This window comes from Pseudomonas sp. WS 5532, from assembly GCF_012985445.1.
Taxonomy (GTDB): Bacteria; Pseudomonadota; Gammaproteobacteria; order Pseudomonadales; family Pseudomonadaceae; genus Aquipseudomonas; species Aquipseudomonas edaphica.
Genome location: NZ_JAAQWK010000001.1, coordinates 164,933 through 184,784 on the forward strand (window position 1 = coordinate 164,933; position 19,852 = coordinate 184,784).

Genomic DNA, 19,852 nt, shown 5'->3' on the forward strand with positions numbered 1-19,852 from the left:
GCCGTGGGTTAACGAGAAAAATTCTGTTTTACACGCAAAAGCCCCACGCATCCGATGCGTGGGGCTTTTGGCTGAACGTTGACCGGGTTTAGAAGTGGAAACTGGTGGTCAACAGCGCCGTACGCCCGGCGGCCTGGTTGGCAAAGTGCGCCGCGTAGGCTTTGTCGTAGTAGGTCTTGTCGGTCAGGTTTTGCACGTTCAATTGCAGGTCGACGTTCTTGGTCAGCTTGTAGCTGGCCATCGCGTCGTAGCGGGTGTAAGCCGGCACGTACACGGTGTTGGCCGGGTCGCCGTACACCTGATCGACGTAGAACGCGCCGCCGCCGATGGTCAGTTTTGGCGTGATGTCGTAAGTGGTCCACAGGCTGAAGGTGTTCTTCGGCGTGTTGGGCATTTGGTTGCCTTTGTTGGAGCCGGCAGATACTACGTTTTGACGGTTGCCGATCTTGCCTGGGTCGACCAGTTCGCTTTTCAGGTAGCTGTAGCCGGCAAACACTTGCCATTGGTCAGTGAGCTTGCCGCTGGCCGACAGTTCCAGGCCATCGACACGGGATTCGCCGCCGTTTTCGAAGGTGTTGGAGTCCACCAGGATTCGCGTGTTTTTCTTCTCGGTACGGAACACTGCTGCCGTCAACGACAGGCGGTTGTGGAACAGGTCCCACTTGGTGCCCAGCTCGTAGTTGACGGTCTCTTCGGGTTTCAGGTCGCTGGTGTTGATGCCGGTGACGAAACCATTGGTTTCTTGCCCTTCACCCACCAGCCCGCCGACTGGCTGCGCCGAGGTGGCGTAGGAGGTGTAGATGCTGCCGTTTTCCAGCGGCTTCCAGACCAGACCCGCCTGCCAGTTGAAGAACTGGCTGTCGTCCTTGAGCTTGCTGCGCCCGGCTACGGCGTTGGTGTTGGCTTGGGTATCAAAGGTGTCGTAACGCACGCCGACGTTCAGCAGCCATTTCGGGTCCAGCTCGATGGTGTCGAACACATAGGCTGCGCGGCTGGTGGCCTTGGTGTTGGTGCCCATGTAGTTGCGTGCCACGCTGCCGGTCCAGGCGTCATCCGGTGTCGGGTTGCTCAGCGAGGTGCACTGGCCGCCCAGGCTGCCTTTGGCCACGGTGCAGGTCGGGTTGCTGTTCGGGCTGACGGTGTAGCTGCTGACGCGGGTTTCTTCACCGGTGAGTTCCAGGCCGGTGGAGTACGAGTGTTTCATGCCCGCCAGTTGGAAGTTGCCGAACAGATCAGTCTGGTTGGTGGTGGTGTCGGTGGTTGACACGCGGGTGTTGGCGCGGCGCCACACGGTGCCGAAACGGCTGACGTTGCGCTGGCTGTCATCCGGCTGAGTGAGTACGTAATCCTGGCCGGTGCTGCCATGGCGCAGGGTGTTTTTCAGCGTCATGTTGTCGTTCAGGTCGTGCTCGATGGAGAACGTGCTGATGTCGGCGCGGGTCTTGCGGAAATCGCGGTCTTTCAAGCCGTAGAAGTTATTTCTGTCGCCGCCATCGGTGGGTTTGTCATGCCCGTGGGCAGTGGCGGTCGGCGAGCTGTAGCCATACGGAATGCCCGAGTCCGGCAGGTCGTCGCTTTCCATGTGGTAGTAGCTGAAGTTGACGCGGGTCGGTGTGCCCAGGCCGAAAGTCAGCGACGGTGCCACGCCCCAGCGGTCGTAGTTGATGGTGTCGCGGCCGGCCACATTCTGCTCGTGGCTCATCAGGTTCAAACGGAACGCGGCGTTGTCGAGGAACTGACGGTTCACGTCGAGTACGTAGCGGCGGGTCTGGTCGGAGCCGTAAGTGAAACCGCCGTTGGTGAAGTCACGCGCCTGTGGCGTCTTGCTCACCAGGTTGATGCTGCCGCCGGCCGAGCCACGGCCGCCGAACGAGGAGTTGGGGCCTTTGCTGACTTCGATCGATTCGATGTCGAAGATCTCGCGGCTCTGGCCGCCGGTGTCGCGCACGCCATCCAGGTAGGTGTCGCCCTGGGCGTCAAAACCACGGATGAACGGGCGGTCGCCCTGGGGGTTGCCGCCTTCGCCGGCGCCAAAGGTGATGCCCGGCACGGTGCGCAAGGCATCCTGCAGCGACGTGGCGGCAGTGTCTTTCAACACTTGCTGCGGCACTACGGTGACCGAGCGCGGGGTGTCCACCAGCGGCGCGGTGTATTTTTGCGACGAGACTTTTTCGACCTGGTAGGAGGTGTTGTCCTGTTCCTGGCCGGTGATGCTGGTGGCGCCGAGGGAGATGCTGTTGCGCTCGCCTTTTTGTTCGGTGCTTTCGGCCGCTTGCGCCAGTTGGGCGGCAGAGCTGGCACTGAGTGCAACGCCGATGGCCGAAGCCAGCATGCGTGGTGAACTGGCAGGTGTTTTTAGCGTAGTGCGCGACATAACAAGTCCTTTCCCCAAGGAGGTGAGGTCGCGGAATATAGGGTCAACAAGACTTTCTATCAATTGCGATACATTACTATTCGCACTGAATTTACATTCTTTACACTTTTGCCTTACGGTTTTTACCCACTCATTCGTCCGCCGCGTTTTACAGGGCAGATAAGAATCAATACCATTAGCGCCTCTCTGTTTTCAGGTATTGCCCCATGTTGCTGCATATTCCCGGCCTGTTCTCTCGCGAGGAGGTGCTGCGCATTCGCCAAGCCCTGGAAAACACTGAGTGGGCCGACGGTAAAATCACCGCCGGGCACCAATCCGCCAAGGCCAAGTACAACCTGCAATTGCCCGAAGGCCACCCGCTGGCCAAGGAAATCGGCGCGGCGATGCTGGAGCGTTTGTGGAACAACCCGCTGTTTATGTCGGCGGCACTACCGCACAAAGTTTTCCCGCCGTTGCTCAACTGCTACACGGCCGGTGGCAGTTTCGATTTTCATATCGACAATGCCGTGCGCCAGGCGCGCGGCAGCTACGAGCGGGTGCGCACGGATCTGTCGTCCACGCTGTTTTTCAGCGACCCGGAGGAATACGACGGTGGCGAACTGGAAATTCAGGACACTTTTGGCCTACAACGGGTAAAACTGCCGGCGGGCGATATGGTGCTGTACCCCGGCTCCAGCCTGCACAAAGTCAACGCCGTGACCCGTGGCACGCGCTACGCCTCATTTTTTTGGACCCAAAGCCTGGTGCGCGAAGACAGCCAGCGAACGTTGCTGTTCGAAATGGACGGCGCTATCCAGCAACTGACCACGGACGTACCCGACCACCCGGCGCTGATCCAGCTTACCGGCACCTACCACAACCTGCTGCGCCGCTGGGTTGAGGTGTAAGCATGGGCTTTTTATTGCGCCGTGAAGAAGTGCTCAATGTCGAGCAACTGCAAAGCATGCTCGACGACTCCCCGGTGCGCGCCGCCCAGGCGATTTTGATGGCGGCCAAGGAAGGCGTGGTCGACGCTCAAGCGTTGCTCGGGCAAATCCTGCTGGAAGGGCGCGGCATTGCACGCGATGAAGCGCTGGCACTGCGCTGGTTCCAGATCGCGGCCCATGGCGGGCATTGGATGGCGCGCAATATGACCGGGCGTTGCCTGGAGCATGGTTGGGGTTGCGCCGTCGATGAAGCAGCGGCTGCGCGCAATTATCGTCTGGCGGCAGAAGCTGGATTGGATTGGGGGCAGTACAACTACGCCAACTTGCTGGCGACCGGCCGCGGTGTTGCGCAAGACCGAGCGCAAGCGTTGGCGTTTTACCGGCTGGCCGCAGAGCAGGGCCATGCCAAGTCGATGAACCTGCTGGGGCGTTATCTGGAAGACGGCCAGTATTGCCCTCAGGATCTGGATGCGGCCGTAGCGTGGTATCGCCGTTCAGCCGAAGGCGGGGATTTTCGCGGGCAGTTCAGTTATGCGGCGGTGCTGGCTGATAGGGGCCAGATCGAGGAGGCGCTGGGTTGGCTGCGCCAGGCACTGGCTGGAGGGAACCTCAAGTTTTTGCGCACCGCGCACAAGGCGCTGTTAAATGCAGCGCAGCCGGAAATCAGGTCTTTGGCTAAAGATTTCGAGCAGCGAGTGGCTCAATTAAACGATAAGCGGCATGGGTTAGCAGTTGCCGCACCGCTCTAAATCACTATGATTGAAGCTGATTCAGATTTAATCATATGTTTCGCAATGCTGCGAAGAGAGGATTTATGGGCGCCGACACTAAAGTACTGACCGCTCACGTCCCCACCGCCTTGGCGCAAAAAGTCGATCAGATGGCGGCACGGATGGATCGTTCGCGGGGCTGGATCGTTAAGCAAGCGCTCGCCGATTGGGTCGATATGGAGGAAGCACGCAGCCGGCTGACACGAGAGGCCATGGCCGATGTCGATGCCGGTCGGGTGATTGATCAGCAAGCGGTTCAAGCCTGGGCGGATAGTTTAAGCACTGATTCGCCGCTGCCGGTACCTCGCTGATGGAGTTGAAGTGGACCAGTAAGGCCTTATCGGATCTGGCTCGACTTTTCGACTTCCTGGCCGTCGTAAATCGCATGGCGGCGGCGCGTACGGTGCAGTCACTTTCCCAAGCACCTTTGAGCTTGTTAAGTAACCCGCGCATCGGTGAACGCGTTGAAGAATTTGAACCGCGGGACGTAAGACGACTGTTGGTTGGTCATTACGAAATGCGCTACGAAATTCAAGAATCAACACTCTATATTTTGCGTTTATGGCACGTGCGCGAAGATCGTTGAAACGTAGCCCCCATAAAAAAACCCATGACATGTCATGGGTTTTTTGTGTGCGCGGATCTTACACGTAGTAAGACTTCAGCGGCGGAAAGCCGTTGAATTCAACCGCGCTGTAGCTGGTGGTGTAGGCACCGGTCGACAACCAGTACAAACGATCACCAATCGCCAGGTTCAGCGGCAGGCCGTACTTGTAGTTTTCGTACATGATGTCGGCGCTGTCGCAGGTCGGGCCGGCGATGACCACTTCTTCCATCTCGCCTTTCTTCTCGGTCCAGATCGGGAACTTGATGGCTTCGTCCATGGTTTCGATCAGGCCGGAGAATTTGCCCACATCCGTGTACACCCAGCGCTCGACGGCGGTGCGCGATTTACGTGCAACCAGTACCACTTCGCTGACCAGGATACCGGCGTTGGCGATCAACGAACGGCCCGGTTCCAGGATGATTTCCGGCAGGTCGTCGCCGAAATCTTCCTTGAGGAAGCGGATGATTTCTTCGGCATAGGTTTCCAGGCTGTTGGTACGGGTGATGTAGTTGGCCGGGAAGCCGCCGCCCATGTTGATCAGCTTGAGGTGGATGCCGTCTTCTTCCTTCAGGCGTTCGAAGATCACTTTGACCTTGGCGATGGCGGCATCCCATACGCTGATGTCGCGCTGTTGCGAGCCGACGTGGAAGGAAATGCCGTAAGGCACCAGGCCCAGGTCGCGGGCGAGGATCAGCAGGTCCATGGCCATGTCGGTCTGGCAGCCGAATTTGCGCGACAAAGGCCAGTCAGCCGTGGTCGAGCCTTCGGTGAGGATACGCACATACACTTTGGAACCCGGCGCGGCCTTGGCGATGTTGCGCAGGTCGGCTTCGGAGTCGGTGGAGAACAGGCGCACGCCTTTATCAAAGAAGTAGCGGATGTCCTTGGATTTCTTGATGGTGTTGCCGTAGCTGATACGGTCCGGGCTGACGCCACGGTCCATCACTTTATCCAGCTCGTAGATCGAGGCGATGTCGAAGCTCGAACCCTTGTCTTTCAACAGGTCGATGATCTCGACGGCCGGGTTGGCCTTGACCGCGTAATAGACTTTGGCGAATTCGAAACCGGCGCGCAGGTCATCGTAGGCCTGGCTGATCATCGCGGTGTCGATCACCACGAACGGGGTTTCTTGCTTGTCGGCGAACGCCTTCATTTTGTCAAAAGTGGCGCGCGCGAAATAATCTTCGACGTTGATCGACATGCTGGGAACTCCTAAGGGCAAACTGTAGTAATCAATGGGTGCAACTGAACGTCCTCCGTATCCCCACTTTGGTTCGCCTACTTCCCAAGGCATGTCGCCGAAAGCAAAAAGGCCATGGGATAACCGCGTCCCTTGGCCTTGCTGTCTCGTCGTCAGTACTTGAGCCGGATGGATCGTTTCCAGCATGGACGTTCGGCGCGAACTTTAGGACGTGAGGGGCCATAGATCAACTAAAAATGTCGCGTTTTTGCACGCGTTCGTCGCGGGACCCGGTGCAGCTACTTATGTAACCGACAGGTGTGACGGATTGATGTTCCCCCGGGAGTGTTATTTGAGGGGAATTTGGAGCGCTTTGTGGCGAGGGAGCTTGCTCCCGCTGGGGCGCGAAGCGGCCCCAAAATCAGTCAACCCCGTTTACCTGAAACTATTGAGTCGTCTGTTCTGGGGCTGCTGCGCAGCCCAACGGGAGCAAGCTCCCTCGCCACAGAAGTTAATCAGGCCAGTGCTGTCTCGGCAGGCGACACGATACTGGTCTTGCCCCCACGCGACTTACCGGAACTCAGGTACTCGGCAATCGACTCTTGCGTCACTTCACCGAGGAACACCCGCTCGGCGTCCATCACCGGCAACCACGAACGGTTGAACTCATACATACGCGACAACAGGATGCGCAAATGCTCGTCGTACGCCGCCGTGGCGTTGAACTCGCGCAGGTACTGCCCGCAGGTACCGGTCTGACGGTGCAGGTCGCGACGTCGTACATACCCCAGTGCCTTGTTCTCGGCGCAGGTGACCACCACATAACGGCGGTCAGTTTCATCCATCAGCTCCAGCGCATCCGCCACCGGAGTTTCCGGGCTCACCGACGGGGCGTTGTCGGCTGCATCTTCGGCTTTCACCAAGAGCAGGCGCTTGAGGGTGCTGTCCTGACCGACAAAGTTACTCACGAACTCGTCAGCCGGGTGCGCTAGCAAGGTGTCCGGATGGTCGATCTGCAGCAGCTTGCCGGCGCGGAAGATCGCAATCTTGTCGCCCAGCTTGATGGCTTCATCGATGTCGTGGCTGACCATGATCACGGTCTTGTTCAGCGCCCGTTGCATCTCGAAAAACTCGTTCTGGATCATCTCGCGGTTGATCGGGTCGACCGCACCGAACGGTTCGTCCATCAGCAGCAGCGGGGCATCGGCGGCCAGCGCGCGGATCACGCCAATGCGCTGTTGCTGGCCACCCGACAGTTCACGCGGGTAGCGATGCAGGTACTGCTTGGGTTCGAGCTTGATCATGCTCATCAACTCGCGGGCGCGGTCATGGCATTTCTGTTTGTCCCAGCCGAGCAGCTTGGGCACGACCACGATGTTTTCCTCGATGGTCATGTTCGGGAACAGGCCGATCTGCTGGATCACATAGCCGATGTTGCGACGCAGGGTCACTTCGTCGAGGTCGGTGGTGTCTTCACCGTTGATCAGAATCTTGCCCGAGGTCGGCTTGATCAAGCGGTTGATCATTTTCAGCGTGGTGCTCTTGCCGCAGCCCGACGGGCCGAGGAATACGCAAATTTCGCCTTCGTTGACGGTCAGGCTTACGTCGTTCACGGCGGAGACAGTCTTGCCGTTGCTTTGAAAAGTCTTGGTCAGGTTTTGAAGTTCGATCATTTGAGCAGTCCTTTTGGAGTCAGCGAGCGTTGCAGCCATTGCAGAAGCAGGTCGGCGAAGATGGCCAGGAGACTGACCAGCACGGCGCCCACGATCAGCATCGACATGTCGCTGCGGCTGATGGAAGCCAGAATAAGTACACCCAGGCCACCGGCGCCGATGGTGGCGGCGATGGTCATTACACCAATGTTCATCACCACGGCGGTGCGCACACCGGCGAGGATCACCGGCACGGCAATCGGCAGTTCGACCATGCGCAGGCGCTGGCCGAAGGTCATGCCGATGCCTTTGGCGGCTTCGCGAATGCCAGGCTCGACGCCGGTCAGCGCCAGGTAGGTGTTACGCATGATCGGCAGCAGTGAGTAGAGGAACACCGCGGTAATCGCCGGCATCGGCCCCAGGCCCTGGCCGAACTTGGAGTAGAACGGCAGCAGCAGGCCGAACAGCGCGATGGACGGCACGGTCAGCAGCACCGTGGCGCTGGCTTGCAGCGGGCCGGCCAGGGTCGGGAAGCGGGTCATCAGCACGCCCAGCGGCACGCCCACGACAATCGCGAGAATGACCGCAATGCCGACCAGGGTGATGTGCTGCCAGGTCAGTTGCAGGACAAGTGCCCAATCAAGATGGGAAAAGGCGTTCAGGAATTCCATGTCTTCTCCTCTTATTGGCTGATGGGATGTTGGCGCAGAAAATCTGCGGCCACGGCGGATGGGCTTTCATGGTCGACGTCGACCCGTGCGTTCAACTGGCGCATGGTGGCGTCGTCAAACAGCGCAGCCAGCGGCTTCAGGTCGGCGGCCAATTGTGGGTGGGCGTCGAGATAAACCTGACGCACCACGGGCGCTGCGGTGTAGTCCGGGAAGTAGTGCTTGTCGTCTTCCAGCAGCTTCAATTTGAAGGCATTCAGGCGACCGTCGGTGGTGTAGACCAACCCGGCAAACACCTGGCCATTACGCAGCGCGGTATAGACCAGGCCGGCGTCCATCTGCCGAGTGTTTTTACGCGTGAGGTTCATGTCATACAGCTTGACCATGCCGGCCATGCCGTCGGAACGGTTGGCGAACTCGGTGTCCAGGGCTACCAGGCGGTTTTCCTTGGTTTTTTCCGCCAGGGCTTGGGTCAGGTCGCTGATGCTATTGACCTGCGGGAACTCCTTAGCCACGTTCTCCGGCAATGCCAGGGCGTAGGTGTTGCTGAATTTCGACGGCGACAGCCAGACCAGGCCTTTTTTCGCGTCGAGTTCTTTCACCCGAGCGTAAGACTGTTCGCTGTCGAGCTTCTCGTCGATATGGTTGTAAGCCACCAGCGACACGCCGGTGTACTCCCAAATTAAATCAAGCTGCCCGCTTTCCTGGGCACTGCGTGCCAGGTTACTGCCCAGGCCGCCGGTCACACGGGTGTCGTAGCCCTTAGTGCGCAGGTACTGGGAAGTGATTTCGGCGAGCAGGGTCTGTTCGGTGAACACCCGGGCGCCGATGCGAATCACCGGTTTTTCGGCGGCTTGCGCAATGCCTGCAAACAGCAGGACGCAGCTCAATATCAAAGTCAGTTTTTTCATGTGATTTCCTTTGCCAAGCCTTAAGACGCACGCACTCCGCGTTCCAGCCAGAGGCGGCTGGCCATGGTCACCAGACCGTCGAGCAGCAATGCCAGCAGCGCGGTGCACGCGGCGCCGAGCAGCAGTTGCGGCTGATTGTTCAGGGCGATGCCGGGGAAAATCAGGCTGCCCAGGCTGTTGGCGCCAATCAGGAACGCCAGCGGGGCGGTGCCGACGTTGATCGCCAGGGCCACGCGCACGCCGCCGATGATGATCGGCACGGCGTTAGGCAGCTCCACGCGAAACAGCACCTGGCGCGGCGTCATGCCGATGCCGGTGGCGGCTTCTTTGAGTGAGCCTTGAACGTTTTTGAGGCCTTCGTAGGTGTTGCGCACAATGGGCAGCAACGAGGCGAGGAACAACGCGAAGATGGCCGGGCCGCTGCCGATGCCGAGGACGCCGAGGGCGATGGCCAGTACGGCCAGGGGAGGGACGGTGTTGCCGATGTTGAAGATCTGCATGAAGCGTTCTGCGCGCCCGACCATGTTCGGTCGGCTGAGCAGGATGCCGGCGGGGATGCCCACAACGAGGGCGGCCAGCATGGAGACTAGAACGAGGATCAGGTGTGCTTGCAGGTAAAACAACAAATCGTCGCGGTACAGTTCGATCGTGTTGATGCCGATCCAGTGGACCAGCAGGGCCAGGAGTGCGACGACAACCGCACCTCCTATCAGCCCTTTGCCATAGCGAATAGCCACAGGCGGACTCCTTTTTTTCTTTTGTCGGCGAACACATTCTCCGGCGGCAATGCCATTGCTGGCTGCCTTCGAATGTGTTCGCGAAAAGCAGCTCGCCGATACCGGCAACGCGGTATGCGATCGAGCCATGAGCGCAGCCTCGTCAGGCTAACTTGCTGATTTTTCAGCCCCTGTTCCGAGTGCGGTAGCAGGGGAGTGGACGTCTCTACCTTTTAAAAGGTTCCATACTTGGCAGCATTTAGCCACCCCCAATCGGGTGAACGGTGGTCCGGCGCCTGGGGTTTGCGCTATACTCGCCGCCCTTTTTTGACTCACCTGCCAGGCGATTTCCCATGACCCACCAGGCCGCCGAAGTCGCGAAACGCCGCACTTTCGCCATTATTTCCCACCCCGATGCCGGTAAAACCACCATCACCGAGAAGCTGTTGCTGATGGGCAAGGCAATCGCTGTGGCCGGCACGGTGAAATCCCGCAAATCCGACCGCCATGCGACATCCGACTGGATGGAAATGGAAAAACAACGGGGTATCTCCATTACCACGTCGGTCATGCAGTTCCCGTATCGCGACCACATGGTCAACCTGCTCGACACCCCCGGCCACGAAGACTTCTCCGAAGACACCTACCGCACCCTCACCGCGGTGGACTCGGCCTTGATGGTTCTCGATGGCGGTAAGGGCGTTGAGCCACGGACCATCGCGCTGATGGACGTCTGCCGTCTGCGTGATACGCCCATTGTCAGCTTCATCAACAAACTCGACCGCGATATCCGCGACCCGATCGAGTTGCTGGATGAAATCGAAGCCGTCCTGAAGATAAAGGCCGCGCCGATCACCTGGCCGATCGGCTGCTACCGCGACTTCAAGGGTGTGTACCACCTGGCCGACGACTACATCATTGTCTACACCGCTGGCCACGGTCACGAACGCACCGAAACCAAGATCATCGAGAAGCTCGACTCGGACGAAGCCCGCGCCCACCTGGGTGACGAGTACGACCGTTTTGTCGATCAGCTGGAATTGGTGCAGGGCGCCTGCCACGAGTTCAACCAGCAGGAATTCCTCGACGGCCAGCTGACGCCGGTGTTCTTCGGTACTGCACTGGGCAACTTCGGTGTCGACCACGTGCTCGACGCCGTGGTGGATTGGGCGCCGAAACCCCTGGCCCGGGTTGCCAACGAGCGCACCGTGGAACCGGTCGAAGAGAAATTCACCGGCTTCGTGTTCAAGATCCAGGCGAACATGGACCCCAAACACCGCGACCGTATCGCCTTCATGCGCATCTGCTCCGGCAAATACGAAAAAGGCATGAAGATGCGCCACGTGCGCACCGGCAAGGACGTGCGCATCGGCGACGCCCTGACATTCTTCTCCTCCGAGCGTGAACAGCTGGAAGAGGCGTTTGCCGGCGACATTATCGGCCTGCACAACCACGGCACCATCCAGATCGGCGACACCTTCACCGAAGGCGAAGCCCTGGGCTTCACCGGCATCCCGCACTTCGCCCCGGAACTGTTCCGCCGCGTACGCCTGCGTGACCCGCTCAAATCCAAGCAACTGCGCCAAGGTTTGCAGCAGCTGGCGGAAGAGGGCGCCACCCAGGTGTTCTTCCCTGAGCGCAGCAACGACATCATCCTCGGCGCCGTCGGTGTGCTGCAGTTCGATGTGGTCGCCAGCCGCTTGAAGGAGGAATACAAGGTCGAATGCTCCTACGAGCCAATCACCGTGTACTCCGCGCGCTGGATCGATTGCAGCGATAAGAAGAAGCTGGAAGAGTTCTCCAACAAGGCCGTAGAAAACCTGGCGATCGACGGCGGTGGTCACCTGACCTACCTGGCACCGACGCGGGTCAACCTGGCGCTGATGGAAGAGCGCTGGCCGGATGTGAAATTCCGGGCGACGCGTGAGCATCACTAAGGTCTGTGCGGTACACCAAAGGGCGAAGCTGTCATGGCTTCGCCCTTTTTTGTGTGCGCGACGCTGGTCCATTGTGGGAGCTGGCTTGCCTGCGATGGCGGTCTGTCAGTAACCCTATCAGTGGCTGGCCCACCGCTATCGCAGGCAAGCCAGCTCCCACATTTTGATCTTCATCTGTCCGGGCCATTGGCGCGAACCCCGCATCCGGTCTAGCGTTTTCAAATACTTCACCCACTCACCGACGGATCCGGAGGCGACCTTGCGTATAACTCAACGTGCCGTCCAGCTGATGCTGCTGGCAGCCCCAGGCTCAGCCCGCGCCCAAGGAATATCAAGAAAACCCCTACAATGACGGTGAGGACAGGATACGTGAGGCCTGATTGGCATAAACCCGAGAACGGAACTAGCTTCATTCACAGCGCCGGTCGAACGCTGGCGCACGTGTTTCACTGACTGGACGGAAATCGACCATGACTATCTTTCAACGTTTGGTGCTGTTGCTGAAAGTGTTGGTGATGTTATCGCTGGGCGCTTCTTCGGCGTGGGCCAGTACGGCTGTGCAGAGCCAGGTCCCAGGCTATGTGGCGGCGAAGACGGCGCAGGTGGGTGGTTTGCAGTTGGCCAAGAGCGAGTCTGAGGCCGGTGATGAAGACCAGGGCGGCTCAAAGGATGATGATGACCAGCAAGCGCCGCCAGATGACGATGACAACTCTGAAGGTGACAGCGATACCTGAGTCGAGATGAAAAAAAGCCCCGCCTGCCGGACTGATGCGCAATCCGACGGGTGGGGCGGTAGAACTCCTCTAAGTCGATCGTTCCCACGCTCCGCGTGGGAATGCATCCTGTGACGCTCTGCGTCACGCCTTAATCGAGCGACGGGACGCAGAGCGTCCTGGGCGGCGTTCCCACGCAGAGCGTGGGAACGATCCACTGTCTCGCCCTACAAGGCTTAAGCCACAAACTGCTCCGCATAGTGGCAAGCCACCTGACGGTTATCCAACGCTCGCAACTGCGGCTCCTCACTGCTGCACCGCGCCGTGGCATACGGGCAACGTTTGTGGAAAGCGCAGCCAGGCGGCGGGTTTAGCGGGTTGGGCAGTTCGCCGACGATCTTGATCTTCGGCTTGTTCGGGTCCGGGTGGATGGTCGGGGTGGCCGACAGCAGCGCCTGGGTGTAGGGGTGCAGCGGGCGCGCGTAGATGTCTTCCTTGGGGCCGACTTCCACGGGGCGGCCGAGGTACATCACCATCACGTCGTCGGCGACGTGTTGCACCACCGCCAGGTTGTGGGAGATGAACACGTAGGCGGTGTTGAATTCCTGCTGCAGGTCCATGAACAGGTTGAGTACCTGGGCCTGGATCGACACGTCCAGCGCCGAGGTCGGCTCATCCGCCACCAGCACTTTAGGCTGCAACATCATGGCGCGAGCCAGGGCGATGCGCTGGCGCTGGCCACCGGAGAACATGTGCGGGTAGCGCTGATAATGCTCAGGGCGCAGGCCCACTTGCTTCATCATGGCCTGCACTTTCTCGCGGCGTTCGGCGGCGGACAGGTTGGTATTGATCAGCAGCGGTTCGCCGAGCTGGTCACCGACCTTCTGGCGCGGGTTCAACGAGGCGTACGGGCTCTGGAACACCATCTGCACGTCTTTGCGCAATTGCTTGCGCTGGGCCTTGTCGGCGCCGGCGACTTCCTGGCCGGCGATTTTCAAGGAGCCGGACGACGGCTCTTCAATCAGCGTGAGCGCACGGGCCAGGGTGGATTTGCCGCAACCCGACTCGCCTACCACGGCGAGGGTCTTGCCGGCTTCCAGTTCAAACGACACACCATTAAGCGCGCGCACCAGTGCATGGCCCTTGAACAGGCCACGGGACACTTCGTAGTGACGGGTGAGGTCGCGGGCGGTAAGAACGACGGCCATTACGCCACCTCCTGGTTCAAGGGGTAGAAGCAGCGCGCGAGGCTGTTGCTTTTCGGGTCAAGGCCGGGGCGCTGGGCACGGCAGGATTCCTGCACGTACGGGCAACGTGGCGACAGCAGGCAACCCTGCGGGCGGTCATAACGACCAGGCACGATACCCGGCAGCGTGGCCAGGCGCGTGGCGCCCAGGCTGTGCTCGGGAATGGCCTTGAGCAGTGCTTCGCTGTACGGGTGCGCCGGAATGTCGAACAGTTGCGGCACCTGGCCGACTTCCACGGCCTGGCCGGCGTACATCACGCACACGCGCTGGGCGGTTTCAGCCACGACCGCGAGGTCGTGAGTGATCAGCACCAGGCCCATGTTCTGCTCTTTTTGCAGGGCCAGCAGCAGTTCCATGATCTGCGCCTGGATGGTCACGTCCAATGCCGTGGTCGGCTCATCGGCGATCAGCAGCTTCGGCTCGCCGGCAATCGCCATGGCGATTGCCACGCGCTGGCTCATACCGCCGGACAGTTGGTGCGGGTAAGCATCCATACGGCTGGCGGCGCCTGGGATTTCTACCTTTTCGAGCAGTTCGATAGCGCGTTTGCGGGCTTGCTTGCCGGACATTTTCAGGTGCAGGCGCAGCACTTCTTCGATCTGGAAACCCACGGTGTAGCTGGGGTTCAGCGCGGTCATCGGGTCCTGGAACACCATCGCCAGGTCTTTGCCGACGATCTGGCGACGCTGGCGGTTGCTCAGCTTGAGCATGTCCTTGCCGTCAAAGTTCAGCGCGTCGGCAGTAACGATACCGGGGTGCTCGATCAGGCCCATCAGCGCCATCATGGTCACGGATTTACCCGAGCCCGACTCGCCAACGATCGCCAGTACTTCGCCTTTGTCGACGGAAATGTCGAGGCCATCGACCACCGGCACGGCGGTCTTGTCGCCGAAGCGCACGTTGAGATTCTTGATTTCTAACAGTGACATGGGAATCTCCTCAGGCGGCGTTCTTGAGTTTCGGGTCCAGCGCATCGCGCAGGCCGTCACCCATCAAGTTGATTGCCAGCACGCTGAGCAAAATGGTCAAACCAGGCAAGCTCACCACCCACCAGGCGCGTTCGATGTAGTCACGGGCCGAAGCCAGCATGGTGCCCCACTCAGGGGTTGGCGGTTGTACGCCCAGGCCCAGGAAGCCCAGGGCGGCAGCATCGAGGATCGCCGAGGAGAAGCTCAAGGTGGCCTGTACGATCAGCGGCGCCATGCAGTTGGGCAGCACGGTGATGAACATCAGGCGTGGCAGGCCGGCGCCGGCGAGGCGGGCGGCAGTCACGTAGTCGCGGTTCAGTTCGCCCATTACCGCAGCGCGGGTCAGACGGACATAAGACGGCAGCGACACGATAGCGATGGCGATGACGGTGTTGATCAGGCCAGGGCCGAGGATTGCGACGATGGCAACAGCCAGCAGCAGCGATGGCAGGGCCAGCATGATGTCCATCAAGCGCATGATGGTCGGGCCAAGCACGCGTGGGAAGAAACCGGCGAACAGGCCCAGCAGGATGCCCGGGATCAGCGACATCACCACCGACGACAAGCCGATCAGCAACGACAGGCGCGAACCCTGGATCAGCCGCGAGAGCAGGTCACGGCCCAGCTCGTCAGTACCCAACAGGAACTGTATTTGCCCACCTTCCAGCCAGGCCGGTGGGGTGAGCAGGAAGTCGCGGTATTGCTCGCTGGGGTTATGTGGCGCAACCCACGGGGCGAAAATCGCGCAGAACACGATCAGCAACATAAACAGCAGGCCGGCAACCGCGCCTTTGTTTTTGGAAAAGGCTTGCCAGAATTCTTTGTACGGGGACGGGTACAGCAGGCTTTGATCGACTGCTACCGCTTGAGTAGGTGTGCTCATGGTCATGATCTCAGCGCTGGTGACGGATGCGTGGGTTGGCGAAGCCGTAGAGGATATCCACCACGAAGTTCACCATGATCACCAGGCAGGCGATCAGCAAGATGCCGTTTTGCACCACCGGGTAGTCCCGCGCGCCAATGGCTTCGATCAGCCATTTGCCGATGCCGGGCCACGAGAAGATGGTTTCGGTCAGGACCGCACCGGCCAGCAGGGTGCCGACTTGCAGGCCGACCACGGTCAGTACCGGGATCAGCGCGTTACGCAGGCCGTGCACGAATACCACGCGCGCCGGCGACAGGCCTTTGGCCTTGGCGGTGCGGATGTAGTCTTCGCGCAGTACTTCGAGCATCGACGAACGGGTCATGCGCGCAATCACCGCCAGCGGGATGGTGCCGAGCACGATGGCCGGCAGGATCAGGTGGTGCAGGGCATCCCAGAACGCGTCCGGCTCGTCAGCCAGCAAGGTGTCGATCAGCATGAAGCCAGTGCGCGGCTCGATGTCGTAGAGCAGGTCGATACGCCCGGAAACCGGGGTCCAGCCCAGGCTCACCGAGAAGAACATGATCAGGATCAGGCCCCACCAGAAGATCGGCATCGAATATCCCGCGAGGGAGATGCCCATCACCCCATGGTCGAACAGGGATCCTCGTTTAAGGGCCGCGATCACCCCGGCCAACAGGCCCAGGATACCGGCGAACAACAGGGCGGCCATGGACAGTTCCAGGGTCGCAGGGAAGAGGGCGGTGAATTCGGTCCACACGCTGGTGCGCGTGCGCAGGGATTCGCCGAGGTCGCCGTGGGCGAGCTTGCCTACATAGTCAAAGTATTGCGCATAGAGTGGCTTGTTCAGGCCAAGGCGTTCCATTGCCTGTGCGTGCATCTCGGGGTCGACACGGCGTTCGCCCATCATGACTTCTACGGGGTCGCCGGGAATCATGCGAATCAACGCAAACGTCAGCAACGTGATGCCGAAAAACGTGGGGATCAATAACCCCAATCGGCGGGCAATAAAACTAAACATCTTGTTGTGTACCTCAATCAGCCGGTTAGGCAGGTTCGGCACCGTCAATGTCGACGGTGCCGAGCGTCTTCTCTTATTTACTTCACCTGGGTGGTGGCGAAGTTATTTGTACCCAGAGGGCTTTGGGTAAAGCCTTCTACGTTCTTGCGCATGGCGGTGAACAATTTCGGGTAAGCCATGGGCAGCCATGGTTGATCTTTTTCGAAAACGTCCTGTGCTTGTTCATAGAGCGCAGCGCGCTGGCCGGGTTCAGCGATCGCGCGCGCTTTGTCGATCAAGTCTTGAAACTCTTTGTTACACCAGCGGGCGTAGTTTTCGCCGTTTTTCGCTGCATCGCAACTCAGGTTTGGCGTGAGGAAGTTATCCGGGTCGCCGTTATCACCGACCCAGCCGGCCGAAACCATATCGTGCTCGCCGTTTTTGGCACGCTTGAGCATCTCGCCCCATTCCATGACTTTGATGTTTACTTTCAGGCCGATCTGCGCCAGATCCGCCTGCATGCGCTGGGCGCCGAGCATCGGGTTGGGGTTGGTCGGGCCGCCACCGTTACGGGTGAACAGGGTGAACTCGGTGCCTTCCGGCACGCCGGCTTCCTTGAGCAGGGCGCGGGCCTTGTCGAGGTCACGGGGTGGGTTTTTAAGCTTGTCACTGAAACCCAGCAAGGTTGGCGGGTAAGGGCCGGTGCCCACCACGGCATTGCCTTTGCCGAACAGGGCTTCGGTATAGCCGGCCTTGTCGAATGCGATGTTGATCGCGTGACGCACCCGTGCATCGCTCATGTACTTGTGGGTGGTGTTCAGTGCGGTGTAGCTGGTGGTCATCGCCGCCAGTTCATCGACTTTCAGGTTCGGGTCTTTCTTGATGCTTGGAATGTCATCCGGCTTGGGGAACAACGCGATCTGACATTCGTTGGCCTTGAGCTTCTGCAGGCGCACGTTGTTGTCGACGCTGATCGCCAGGATCAGCGGGTCGACTGCCGGTTTGCCGCGGAAGTAGTCGGGGTTGGCCTTGAACCGCGCCTGGGCGTCTTTCTGGTAACGGATGAAGACGAACGGGCCAGTGCCGATTGGCTTGGCGTTGAGGTCTTCGGTCTTGCCGGATTTGAGCAACTGGTCAGCGTATTCCTTCGAGTGGATTGAAGAGAACGCCATGCCCAGGTCGGCAAGGAAAGGTGCTTCAGGACGGGTCAGGGTAAAGACGACGGTGTGATCGTCGGTCTTCTCTACGCTCTTGAGCAGTTCCTTGAAGCCCATGCTTTCAAAGTACGGGTAGCCCACGAGGGACTTGTTGTGCCAAGGGTGATTCGGGTCCAGCTGGCGCTGAAAGCTCCAAAGCACGTCGTCGGCGTTCATGTTGCGCGTGGGTTTGAAGTAGTCGGTGGTGTGGAACTTTACATCGTCACGCAGGTGGAAGGTGTAGGTCAGGCCATCAGCGCTGATCTCGGGCAGGGCCTTGGCCAGTGCCGGTACAACTTCGGTGGTGCCGGGCTTGAAGTCCACCAGGCGGTTGAACATGGTTTCAGCGGCGGCGTCGGCGGTTACTGCGGTGGTGTACAGAACCGGGTCAAAACCTTCCGGGCTGGCTTCGGTGCAGACCACCAGCGGTTTGGCTGAAACGCCGATCGCAACGCTCAACAGCGCAGCGGCAATGGCAGCTTGTAGCGGGAGCATTTTCATTCAGAGCCCTCTGCAATCGATTGAACCAGACAAGCGTAGACGGCGGGCTCGTGATGAGCCCGCCGTCTACCTGGCGCTAATTAAAGAATGTTGAACGGGATGGTGGTGACCAGACGGAACTCACGGAGGTTGCCGTCAGCCTGGTTGGCGCTGGCGCGGTGAGTCACGTAGGTACCACGGATGGTGGTGGCCTTGAGTGGGCCGCTCTGCAGGGCGTAGGAAGTACCGATACCGTATTCCTGGTGTTTCTCGCCATCCTGGTTCTGGATGCCGTTGTAAGCGAAGCCTTTCACGCCGCCATCGCCGGTGTAGTGAGTGCCGTCGATGCCCCAGCCGCGAGCCGAGTAGATGTTGAACTTCAGGCCCGGCACGCCGTATTCGGCCATGTTGAGGCCGTAAGCGACCTGGAACGATTTCTCGTTCGGGCCGTTAAAGTCGGACGTCAGGGAGTTGGCCAGGTAGATGCCGTTGGTTTCGTGCAGGTAGTCGAAGTACTCGTTACCGTTAACTTCCTGGTACGAGAAGGTCAGGCTGTGAGCCTGGTGAGTCAGGCCCAGCGACAGCGAGTAGGTGTCGTTGTCGATCTTGCCCATCAACTTTTTGCCTTCGTCGACGGTCTTGTAGTAGTTCAGGCCGGTGGTCAGGGCCAGGGTCTGAGCATCACCCAGTTCGTGGGTGGCGCCGAAGTAGTACTGGTTCCAGAAGTCTTTGACTTGAGCGCCAAAGAAGCTGGTTTTCAGGCTCTTGAACGGCTGATAGTTCACACCGGCGGTGTAGACGTGATCCGCTTCCTGGCCATTGCCGTATTCACTGCGGAATTTCGACAGGCTCTGTTCGGTACGTGGCGACACGCGGTCGAAGTAAGCGCCCTGGAACGACAGGTTGCTGAATTCTTCGCTGTTCAGGGCGAAACCTTCGAAGCTCGATGGCAGCGCACGGTTGCCGATGGTGTCGACGATGCCGCTGCTGAAGTTCTGGCGACCGGCGGTCAAGGTGGTGTTCGACACACGGAACTTCACGTTGGCCAGGCCCAGTTTGCTCCACTGGTCGACTGCATCACCGTTGGAGTCGGCCAGGGTACGGTTGGAACCACCCTTGATGTCGCGCTTGCTACGGTCCAGAACCAGAGCGTTGTAGACCGCCACTTCGGTGCTCACGCCGACGGTGCCTTGGGTGAAGCCCGAGGTGGCGTTGAGGATGGTGCCTTGTACCCAGTTGGTACGGTACGCGTCAGTGCGGGTTTCGCCGTGCTTCTGGTAGCTGAATTTGCTGCCGCGGAAGCGTTGTTCGTTGGCGAACCAGTTACGGGTGGTACCGCCCAGGCTAAATCCATCGACAAAGCCTTTGGCCTCGCTTTGGGCGCTGGTGCCGGCCAATGTGGTTGGAACGAAGTCCTGGCTCTGGGTTTCAGCGAAGGCGGTTGCCGTGATGCTGCTGATGGCCAGGGCCAGAAGCGCTTTGCTGCTCAGTTTCATGGGTGGAGCTCCTTTGGTTCTCTTTTTAATGCCGGTCTTTTTAGGTGAACCGGCTATTGGGTGTGTAACTCGTTCAAGCTATTGCAAACGTTTGCCGTAGGATAAATCCCAACAAAAGGCTGCACGTT

General features: G+C 59.6%; 18 protein-coding genes. 6 read left to right on the forward strand and 12 right to left on the reverse strand.

Annotation, left to right across the window (positions count from 1 at the left end; genetic code table 11):
- Positions 1-88 precede the first annotated feature (88 nt).
- Positions 89-2,374, reverse strand: a complete 2,286-nt coding sequence (locus tag HBO23_RS00810) for a TonB-dependent siderophore receptor (protein WP_170036241.1) — start codon at positions 2,372-2,374, stop codon at positions 89-91.
- A gap of 206 nt (positions 2,375-2,580) precedes the next feature.
- Here HBO23_RS00810 and HBO23_RS00815 point away from each other — a divergent pair, with 206 nt between their 5' ends.
- The 4 genes from HBO23_RS00815 (at position 2,581) to HBO23_RS00830 (ending at position 4,656) form a co-directional block, all read left to right on the forward strand.
- On the forward strand, positions 2,581-3,261 hold the full coding sequence (locus HBO23_RS00815; protein ID WP_170036244.1) for a Fe2+-dependent dioxygenase: 681 nt from the start codon (positions 2,581-2,583) through the stop codon (positions 3,259-3,261).
- A gap of 2 nt (positions 3,262-3,263) precedes the next feature.
- On the forward strand, positions 3,264-4,049 hold the full coding sequence (locus tag HBO23_RS00820) for a tetratricopeptide repeat protein (protein ID WP_170036246.1): 786 nt from the start codon (positions 3,264-3,266) through the stop codon (positions 4,047-4,049).
- A 65-nt stretch (positions 4,050-4,114) separates the two neighbouring features.
- On the forward strand, positions 4,115-4,381 hold the full coding sequence (locus HBO23_RS00825; protein WP_017138296.1) for a ribbon-helix-helix domain-containing protein: 267 nt from the start codon (positions 4,115-4,117) through the stop codon (positions 4,379-4,381).
- Complete coding sequence (locus HBO23_RS00830; protein ID WP_080593787.1) at positions 4,381-4,656, forward strand: type II toxin-antitoxin system RelE/ParE family toxin; 276 nt, start codon at positions 4,381-4,383, stop codon at positions 4,654-4,656. Before HBO23_RS00825 ends, HBO23_RS00830 begins: the two co-directional genes overlap by 1 nt.
- Before the next feature lie 58 nt (positions 4,657-4,714).
- Here the strand turns inward: HBO23_RS00830 and HBO23_RS00835 are convergent, their stop codons facing one another.
- The 5 genes from HBO23_RS00835 to HBO23_RS00855 form a co-directional block, all read right to left on the reverse strand.
- On the reverse strand, positions 4,715-5,878 hold the full coding sequence (locus HBO23_RS00835) for a type III PLP-dependent enzyme (RefSeq protein ID WP_017138295.1): 1,164 nt from the start codon (positions 5,876-5,878) through the stop codon (positions 4,715-4,717).
- 494 nt (positions 5,879-6,372) lie between these two features.
- Positions 6,373-7,530: an ABC transporter ATP-binding protein gene (locus HBO23_RS00840; RefSeq protein WP_017138294.1), complete on the reverse strand. Its 1,158-nt coding sequence runs from the start codon at positions 7,528-7,530 to the stop codon at positions 6,373-6,375.
- A complete protein-coding gene (locus HBO23_RS00845; RefSeq protein WP_017138293.1) occupies positions 7,527-8,180 on the reverse strand; it encodes an ABC transporter permease in 654 nt (217 codons plus the stop codon). The genes HBO23_RS00840 and HBO23_RS00845 overlap by 4 nt, the downstream gene beginning before the upstream one ends.
- A gap of 11 nt (positions 8,181-8,191) precedes the next feature.
- A complete protein-coding gene (locus HBO23_RS00850; RefSeq protein ID WP_017138292.1) occupies positions 8,192-9,088 on the reverse strand; it encodes a glycine betaine ABC transporter substrate-binding protein in 897 nt (298 codons plus the stop codon).
- Positions 9,089-9,108: 20 nt separating this feature from the next.
- Positions 9,109-9,825, reverse strand: coding sequence for an ABC transporter permease (locus HBO23_RS00855; RefSeq protein ID WP_017138291.1), 717 nt, complete (start codon positions 9,823-9,825; stop codon positions 9,109-9,111).
- 332 nt (positions 9,826-10,157) lie between these two features.
- Here HBO23_RS00855 and HBO23_RS00860 point away from each other — a divergent pair, with 332 nt between their 5' ends.
- Both HBO23_RS00860 and HBO23_RS00865 read left to right on the forward strand, forming a co-directional pair.
- Positions 10,158-11,741: a peptide chain release factor 3 gene (locus HBO23_RS00860; RefSeq protein WP_017138290.1), complete on the forward strand. Its 1,584-nt coding sequence runs from the start codon at positions 10,158-10,160 to the stop codon at positions 11,739-11,741.
- Positions 11,742-12,211: 470 nt separating this feature from the next.
- Complete coding sequence (locus tag HBO23_RS00865; protein ID WP_170036248.1) at positions 12,212-12,475, forward strand: hypothetical protein; 264 nt, start codon at positions 12,212-12,214, stop codon at positions 12,473-12,475.
- A 215-nt stretch (positions 12,476-12,690) separates the two neighbouring features.
- Here the strand turns inward: HBO23_RS00865 and HBO23_RS00870 are convergent, their stop codons facing one another.
- The 6 genes from HBO23_RS00870 to HBO23_RS00895 all read right to left on the reverse strand — a co-directional run bounded on the left by HBO23_RS00870 (position 12,691) and on the right by HBO23_RS00895 (position 19,724).
- Entirely contained in the window at positions 12,691-13,662 is a 972-nt protein-coding gene (locus tag HBO23_RS00870) for a peptide ABC transporter ATP-binding protein (RefSeq protein ID WP_017138288.1), read from the reverse strand.
- Positions 13,662-14,630, reverse strand: coding sequence for an ABC transporter ATP-binding protein (locus HBO23_RS00875; RefSeq protein ID WP_017138287.1), 969 nt, complete (start codon positions 14,628-14,630; stop codon positions 13,662-13,664). The genes HBO23_RS00870 and HBO23_RS00875 overlap by 1 nt, the downstream gene beginning before the upstream one ends.
- 10 nt (positions 14,631-14,640) lie before the next feature.
- Positions 14,641-15,552, reverse strand: coding sequence for an ABC transporter permease subunit (locus HBO23_RS00880; RefSeq protein ID WP_017138286.1), 912 nt, complete (start codon positions 15,550-15,552; stop codon positions 14,641-14,643).
- A 10-nt stretch (positions 15,553-15,562) separates the two neighbouring features.
- Positions 15,563-16,573, reverse strand: a complete 1,011-nt coding sequence (locus HBO23_RS00885; RefSeq protein ID WP_026013789.1) for an ABC transporter permease subunit — start codon at positions 16,571-16,573, stop codon at positions 15,563-15,565.
- A gap of 77 nt (positions 16,574-16,650) precedes the next feature.
- Entirely contained in the window at positions 16,651-18,249 is a 1,599-nt protein-coding gene (locus HBO23_RS00890; RefSeq protein WP_138449133.1) for an ABC transporter substrate-binding protein, read from the reverse strand.
- An 80-nt stretch (positions 18,250-18,329) separates the two neighbouring features.
- Complete coding sequence (locus HBO23_RS00895; RefSeq protein WP_170036249.1) at positions 18,330-19,724, reverse strand: OprD family porin; 1,395 nt, start codon at positions 19,722-19,724, stop codon at positions 18,330-18,332.
- Positions 19,725-19,852 lie beyond the last annotated feature (128 nt).

Coding starts and splice junctions, on each gene's coding strand:
- HBO23_RS00825 (WP_017138296.1), top strand. CDS start 4,115: ATGGGCGCCGACACTAAAGTACTGACCGCTCACGTCCCCACCGCCTTG.
- HBO23_RS00810 (WP_170036241.1), bottom strand. CDS start 2,374: ATGTCGCGCACTACGCTAAAAACACCTGCCAGTTCACCACGCATGCTG.
- HBO23_RS00875 (WP_017138287.1), bottom strand. CDS start 14,630: ATGTCACTGTTAGAAATCAAGAATCTCAACGTGCGCTTCGGCGACAAG.
- HBO23_RS00860 (WP_017138290.1), top strand. CDS start 10,158: ATGACCCACCAGGCCGCCGAAGTCGCGAAACGCCGCACTTTCGCCATT.
- HBO23_RS00835 (WP_017138295.1), bottom strand. CDS start 5,878: ATGTCGATCAACGTCGAAGATTATTTCGCGCGCGCCACTTTTGACAAA.
- HBO23_RS00820 (WP_170036246.1), top strand. CDS start 3,264: ATGGGCTTTTTATTGCGCCGTGAAGAAGTGCTCAATGTCGAGCAACTG.
- HBO23_RS00870 (WP_017138288.1), bottom strand. CDS start 13,662: ATGGCCGTCGTTCTTACCGCCCGCGACCTCACCCGTCACTACGAAGTG.
- HBO23_RS00830 (WP_080593787.1), top strand. CDS start 4,381: ATGGAGTTGAAGTGGACCAGTAAGGCCTTATCGGATCTGGCTCGACTT.
- HBO23_RS00845 (WP_017138293.1), bottom strand. CDS start 8,180: ATGGAATTCCTGAACGCCTTTTCCCATCTTGATTGGGCACTTGTCCTG.
- HBO23_RS00815 (WP_170036244.1), top strand. CDS start 2,581: ATGTTGCTGCATATTCCCGGCCTGTTCTCTCGCGAGGAGGTGCTGCGC.
- HBO23_RS00895 (WP_170036249.1), bottom strand. CDS start 19,724: ATGAAACTGAGCAGCAAAGCGCTTCTGGCCCTGGCCATCAGCAGCATC.
- HBO23_RS00850 (WP_017138292.1), bottom strand. CDS start 9,088: ATGAAAAAACTGACTTTGATATTGAGCTGCGTCCTGCTGTTTGCAGGC.
- HBO23_RS00885 (WP_026013789.1), bottom strand. CDS start 16,573: ATGTTTAGTTTTATTGCCCGCCGATTGGGGTTATTGATCCCCACGTTT.
- HBO23_RS00890 (WP_138449133.1), bottom strand. CDS start 18,249: ATGAAAATGCTCCCGCTACAAGCTGCCATTGCCGCTGCGCTGTTGAGC.
- HBO23_RS00840 (WP_017138294.1), bottom strand. CDS start 7,530: ATGATCGAACTTCAAAACCTGACCAAGACTTTTCAAAGCAACGGCAAG.
- HBO23_RS00880 (WP_017138286.1), bottom strand. CDS start 15,552: ATGAGCACACCTACTCAAGCGGTAGCAGTCGATCAAAGCCTGCTGTAC.
- HBO23_RS00865 (WP_170036248.1), top strand. CDS start 12,212: ATGACTATCTTTCAACGTTTGGTGCTGTTGCTGAAAGTGTTGGTGATG.